The 5,766-nt window shown below is 51.2% G+C and carries 4 protein-coding genes; all 4 read right to left on the bottom strand.

Annotated features, from left to right (window positions below; translation table 11 throughout):
• Positions 1 to 140: 140 nt before the first annotated feature.
• The gene (locus VIN66_RS00325; RefSeq protein WP_331922132.1) at positions 141 to 743 is read right to left on the bottom strand and encodes a DNA-3-methyladenine glycosylase I; all 603 of its coding nucleotides are present in this window, start codon (positions 741 to 743) and stop codon (positions 141 to 143) included.
• Positions 744 to 752: 9 nt separating this feature from the next.
• Positions 753 to 2,057 (bottom strand): amidohydrolase, encoded by a 1,305-nt coding sequence (locus tag VIN66_RS00330; protein WP_331922133.1) that lies wholly within the window; start codon positions 2,055 to 2,057, stop codon positions 753 to 755.
• A gap of 88 nt (positions 2,058 to 2,145) precedes the next feature.
• A complete protein-coding gene (locus VIN66_RS00335; protein WP_331922134.1) occupies positions 2,146 to 3,690 on the bottom strand; it encodes an exopolyphosphatase in 1,545 nt (514 codons plus the stop codon).
• Positions 3,690 to 5,766: polyphosphate kinase 1 (gene ppk1 / locus VIN66_RS00340; RefSeq protein ID WP_331922135.1), on the bottom strand; the 2,077-nt coding region annotated here is incomplete at its 5' end. The genes ppk1 and VIN66_RS00335, both read right to left, overlap by 1 nt.

The raw sequence follows: 5,766 nt of genomic DNA on the forward strand, positions 1-5,766 counted from the left end.
TCAAGCATGTGCTGTCGCGCCATAACAGCCGCTTGATGATTTTCAGTGAACCGGGGAAGGGCAGTAGTTTCTCTTTTACACTGCCGCCTGAGCTGGTGCTAGGCGTTAGCCGGAAAAAATAGCTCCAGGCTTTACTTGGCCTATAGGTTGGGCTCAAAAGGGCGGCTATACCCGGCTACAGGCACTTTGCGATAACAATCATTGTGATGATCATTTACCATGCCACAGGCCTGCATATGGGCATAAATAATGGTAGAGCCGACAAACTTAAAGCCGCGCTTTTTTAAGTCTTTGCTCATGGCGTCCGACTCCGGGCTGGTGGCGCGGTAATCTGCCGGGCCGGCGATACTGTTTTGTTGTGGGCTGCCGTTTACAAAACGCCACTGATAGTTACTGAAGCTGCCAAACTCGGCCTGAATTTCCAGAAACCGGGCTGCGTTGTTAATCGCTGCCGCGATTTTCAGCCGGTTACGGATAATGCCGGGGTTTTGCATCAGCTCAGCCGCTTTTTGCTCATCAAAGGCAGCGACCTTTACCGGGTCAAAATTGGCAAAAGCTGCGCGATAGCTGTCACGTTTTTTCAGCACCGTATACCAGCTCAGTCCGGCCTGAGCCGCTTCCAGCGTCAGAAACTCGAACAACTTATTATCATCATAAACCGGTACGCCCCACTCAGTATCATGGTAAGCCACGTAGTCCGGTTTGGTTAAGTCTACCCAGTGACAGCGCTGAGGTGTGTTCATTGCTACTCCTTATTCCGTTGCCGGTGGTTTCGCCAGATAATCCAGAGCTAAGCCCGTCAGAGCCCGTACACCATTGACTAACGCATCTTCATTCACATCAAACAGCGGTGAGTGGTTTGGCGGTACTTCGCTAAGCGGTTTACCTTCCGGTGAAATGCCCAGAAAGAAAAATACCCCCGGGATCTGCTGCTGATAGAATGAGAAATCTTCAGCGCCGGTAATAGGTTTTATTGACGCCACGCCTTTATCACCCGCGGCCCATTTCAGGCTCGGCATGGCCCACGCTGTTAAAGCCGGGTCGTTCCAGGTAACGGCAGCAAAGTTATGCACATGAAACTCCGCTTCAGCGCCACTGGCTTTGGCGATATGCTCACTGGTGTGCGCCATACGGTTAATCAAATCTTCGCGCATCTCGCTGTCAAAAGTGCGGATAGTACCTTCAAGCTTCACATCATCGGGAATAATATTCCAGCGGATACCACCATGCACCTGACCGAACGACACCACTGCCGGTGCTTTAGTAACATCCAGTTGCCGGGCCGGGATCAGGTTAATTGCATTAATCAGCTGGCCAGTCACATTGATTGGATCAATACCGCGCCAGGGCGATGAACCATGCACCTGCTTGCCTTTTACGGTGATCTGAAAGCTGTCTGCTGCTGCCATTATGCCTTCGGTTTTCACCTGTAGCTGGCCGCTTTCACCAGGCCAGACATGCAGGCCAAAAATCGCTGACGGCGTAGGGTTAGCAAATAAGCCCTCGGCCAGCATCATTTTGGCACCGCCTTCTTCTCCGGCCGGTGGGCCTTCTTCAGCAGGCTGGAATACAAACATGACGGTGCCGGCAATGTCGGCTTGCTGTTTTGCCAGCACTTCTGCTGCGCCCATCAGCATAGCAACATGGGCGTCATGACCGCAGGCATGCATAACCCCGGTTTGCTGGCCATTAAATTCGCTAACCACTTTAGAGGCAAACGGCAAACCGGTTTGTTCGGTAACCGGTAACGCATCCATATCAGCACGTAGCGCTACCACAGGGCCGTCTTTGCCGCCTTTTAAAATACCGACCACACCGGTGTGCGCTATACCGGTACGTACTTCCAGGCCCAGCTTTTCCAGATGCGCGGCAACTTTGGCTGCGGTGCGTACTTCGCGGTTTGATAATTCCGGGTGCTGGTGAATATCACGGCGCCAGCTGATCACTTTAGGCATTACCTGAGCAATTTGCTTTGTCAGTTCTGGTCGCTGCTCGGCAGCAGTGTAAAAAGAAGAAAGTAGTGGCAATAAAGCCAGACTTAACAGAGACCTGCGCATAGTAATTCCATCTTAACGGGGTGTGGCATTACCTTAAGCGCTCAGGCCGGAAAAGCCAAGCGCTTTGGTCGCAGAGGCACTGTTTAGCCTAACTTAGTGCTGTGTTGCTGGCGGCCAATTCCGGGCAATCCAGTACAAAAGCAATTTTCTTCAGCGCTTTTTGCTCTGCCGCCAGATCGGCTGCCAGCAACCTTTGCTGGCTTAGCCAGTCGCGGCCTAAATTCAGCTCCAACGCCTGCATAGCGGCATTGGCGGTAAACTCTGGCAATAAATCATCGCGTCTTTTTTGGTTAAGCAGTACTGCCAGACGTAGTAATACTAAAAGACACACTACCTGTGATAGCTGGTACAAGCTAAACGCCGGCATGTCGTCGAGGCGGATTTTACGCCGGTGAAACCTTACCAGGGTGGCAATAAGCTGTTGTTGTTCTTGGTTAAAACCCGGCAGGTTGGCATTTTGCAGTATGTAGGCTGAGTGCTTTTGCACCCCTGAGGAGTTAATATGCAGGCCGACTTCGTACAGCGTTGCTGCCCAGCCCAGCAGCATGGCGTTTTCATCATTAAGTTGCCATACGCTGCGAACCTGGCTGAACAGCTGTAGCGCAGTATTGCGCACCCGCTCGGCCTGCGCCATATCGACATCGTAACGGCGTTGCATGCTGGCGACGCTGTGTTCGCGGATATCCAGATGCTGTAACCGGTCACTCATTTCGTACAGTACGCCTTCACGTAAGGCGGCATCGATATATACCAGCTGGTCTATCTGCAACAGATTAAAAGCAGCGATCAGAATAGCCAGGCCGGAACAAATAAGCAGCTTGCGATCATCGGTCAGGCCGGGTAAATCAAGCTGATAACTGTTCTCCTGCGCAATCAGATGATCTCTCAATGCCAGCAGATGCGTCAGTTCCAGCGCATTACTGCTAAGGCCCAGGCCAATAATAATATCGCGAATGGTTTTAACGGTACCGGAGGTGCCTACGGCCTGCTGCCAGCCTGCGGCTTTAAAACTGCTGACAATCGGCTCCAGCTCTTGCTCTGCCTGTAAAATAGCACGGGCAAAACGCTTCTCGCTGATACGGCCTTGCGCAAAGTGTTGCAGCGCATAGCTGACACAACCCATATTGCGGCTGCTCAGACGAAGCGGTTGTAACCCTTCGCCGATAGCAAACTCAGTGCTGCCACCACCAATGTCAATAACCAGCCGTCGGCCACTGAAATGTTCAAAATGTGCGACGCCCTGATAGATAAAACGGGCTTCTTCCTGGCCGGAAATCACTTCTATCGGAAACGGAAATACTGTTCTGGCGCGGCGCAAAAACGTTGCGGCGTTCTTCGCCCGGCGCAGCGTATAGGTGGCAATTACGCGTACAGACTGTGGTGCAAAAGGTTTTAGTGTGTCGGCAAACTGGGCCAGTACCGCCAGGCCGCGTTCTATTGCTTCTTCGCTCAGCACCAACTGGTCGTTCAGGCCTTCGGCCAGCTGCACTTTTTGTTTTTCGCGGTGTAGTAGCTGAATATCGCCATCTACTACCCGGGCTATCACCATATGGAAGGAGTTAGAGCCCAGATCAACCGCGGCCATATAGGCTTGGTGATCGGGGCGATCTGTATCATTTACGGTATCGTTCATTAAAGTCCGCTGTCGCTGTGCTGCCCCTGCTGGCGGGCAAAATAGTCGTAGATCTGCTGCTGCGAGCGGATACTGCGTTTATTGCCACGTTTTACATAGGCGTTACTTTGTTTGGCATCAATAATACGTGCCTTTACATTGTCCCGCCACTGAATATCCAGCGTATCCAGCACTTGCTGCTTTAAACGCACATCGTAAATCGGTACACCTACCTCTACCCGCTGATCAATATTACGGGTCATCCAATCAGCTGATGACAGGTAAACATCGGTTTCGCCGCCGTTATGGAATACATAAATGCGGGCGTGCTCTAAAAAGCGGTCGAGCACCGAAATAATCTTAATATTCTGACTTTTGCCGGCAATGCCCGGCATCAGCGAGCACATGCCGCGTACGATAATACGAATTTTCACACCAGCCTGGCTGGCGCGGTACAGCAGATCAACAATTTGCTGATCGACCAGATTATTCACCTTCAGGAAAATCTCGGCTTTACGGCCACTTACCGCAAAATCAATTTCGCGTTGGATCAGTTGCATCAACCTTGGCCGGCTCCAGGTTGGGGAGACGATCAGGTGATTAAACTGATAGGGGCGGTAACTGTACTCGATAAATTCAAATACCTGACCAATTTCGGCAGTAATTTCCTGGTGGCAGGTAAACAGGCTCATATCGGTATATATGCGCGCGGTTTTCTCGTTGAAGTTACCGGTGCCGATATGGCCGTAATGCATCAGTTTGCCTTTTTCCATCCGGCTTATCAGACATAATTTAGAGTGAATTTTCAGCGTGGTTAAGCCAAACACTACCTGGATACCGGACTCGGTCATTTTGCGCGCCCAGTTAATATTGTTCTCTTCATCAAAACGGGCTTTCAGTTCAACCACCACTGTGACTTTTTTACCGTTACGCACAGCGTCAAGCAACGAGTGGATCACCCGGGAATGCTTGGCAACACGGTACATGGTCATTTTAATATGGGTGACTTTAGGGTCAAACGACGCCTGGCGTACCCACTCGGTAAAATAACCGAAGTTATGGTAGGGGTAATACAGCAAAATATCCCCGGCCCGTATGGCATCAAAGCTGGTGGCGTACTGCTCGAACTCCGGGTTTTTCAGCGGCGGCAGCGTCGGGAACTCCAGGCTTTGATGGCCGATATTCGGAAAACCGATAAAGTCTTTAAAATTACGGTAGCGGCTGCCGGGAATTAACGAATCTACCGAGCTGGTACCGAGCTGCTTGCACAGCACTTTCAGCATCTGCTCGGGCATGGCGGCATCGTAAACCAGCCGCACCGGTTCAGATTTTAAGCGCTGGCGAATGCCCTTTGACATCTTGTCAATCAGGCTCTGATCCAGGGTGTCGCTGATATTGTATTCCGCGTCACGGGTCAGTTTCAGTGAATAGGCCTGAATGGCGTCAAACTCGAAAAAGCCGGAAAATAAGTCGGCAATACAATGCACTATCACATCGTCGAGCAGCAGGATCTGGCGGCGGTAATGGCCATTCTTTTTGCGGGTATTTAAATGCAGGGGTAACTCGATAAAACGCGATAGCTCATTGGTCGGCACCTGCACTATCGCATATTCAGGTTTATTGGCACCGGTCATTTCTACCATCAGATAGGTGGTGTTGTCTTCCAGCGCTTTGGGCAGACTGACCTCATCGCCGGACAGGATCATCGGCGAAATGTGTTTTAGCACCTCTTCGCGGAAGTAACTGCGTACCCAGCCGGACTGCAACTCAGTCAGTTTAAAGTTATCAATCAGCTCGATATTATGTTTACGCAGCTCCAGCTGAATATCCAGATAAATCGCGTTAAAGCGGGCACCCAGTTGCAATACGGTTTGCTGAATTTCATGCAGCAAGGCTTCGGCATCTTCCTGCTCACTGCTTTGGTACTTTTTCAACAATATACGGCGCTTAACATCGGCTACCCGTACGCGGAAAAACTCGTCCATATTATTGGAATAAATACCGAGAAAACGCAGCCGCTCAATAGGGGGGTTACGTTCATCCGCAGCTTCCTGCAGCACGCGGCCGTTAAACGCCAGCCAACTCAGTTCACGCGGG

The organism is Rheinheimera sp. (assembly GCF_036568245.1).
Taxonomy (GTDB): Bacteria; Pseudomonadota; Gammaproteobacteria; order Enterobacterales; family Alteromonadaceae; genus Alishewanella.

Excerpts from the sequence above, each read along its gene's own strand:
- VIN66_RS00335 (WP_331922134.1), bottom strand. The coding sequence starts at position 3,690 with ATGAACGATACCGTAAATGATACAGATCGCCCCGATCACCAAGCCTAT.
- VIN66_RS00330 (WP_331922133.1), bottom strand. The coding sequence starts at position 2,057 with ATGCGCAGGTCTCTGTTAAGTCTGGCTTTATTGCCACTACTTTCTTCT.
- VIN66_RS00325 (WP_331922132.1), bottom strand. The coding sequence starts at position 743 with ATGAACACACCTCAGCGCTGTCACTGGGTAGACTTAACCAAACCGGAC.